The organism is Paenibacillus koleovorans NBRC 103111 (assembly GCF_004000845.1).
Classification (GTDB): domain Bacteria; phylum Bacillota; class Bacilli; order Paenibacillales; family NBRC-103111; genus Paenibacillus_AA; species Paenibacillus_AA koleovorans.
This window is the reverse complement of record NZ_BIMA01000282.1, coordinates 1-517: the sequence shown is the minus strand read 5'-3', so window position 1 is coordinate 517 and position 517 is coordinate 1. Positions and strand designations below refer to the sequence as shown.

The 517-nt window shown below is 44.3% G+C and carries 1 pseudogene; it reads right to left on the bottom strand.

Annotation, left to right across the window (positions count from 1 at the left end):
* Positions 1 to 238 precede the first annotated feature (238 nt).
* Positions 239 to 517: pseudogene (locus tag PKO02S_RS32765) on the bottom strand (IS110 family RNA-guided transposase); the annotation flags it as partial.

Here is a 517-nt window from a genome sequence, read left to right as displayed (position 1 = left end):
TGGGTTTGGTTCATTTTGTCAAGTACTGATTTCGGTTTTGAGCCGAAAAACCACCTTCATTTCGAAGGTGGCCTCTCATGCCGATTTATTGCTGATTCCCATGTTATTAAATTTACCTCGTAAAAAACAGAATACCGGATTATTATGCACATACGTATACAAATTTAACGTGAGCGGATTACTAAGCTGCCCCTCATACGTATCCTGAACGATAAACCCTCACTCTACCTAGCCTCAATTATACAGCATTTTCCTTTGGTGGAGCAGGCGGCAGCGTGTAAGCCGTCTTGTTTTTCAACATCTTGAACACAATGTTAACCAGTTTCCTCATAATGCATACAATCGCTTGACCCTTGGTCTTGCCTTCGGACTGCTTCTTGTGGTAATAGGCCAGGAATATCGGATTGCGCGGCTCCTTATGCCGCCTGGACAATGCCAATTGACGGCACGCCAGTTGAAAGAATAACTCATGCAAAACCCGATTGCCTTGGCTCGTTTTCTTGTGTTTGATCACCCC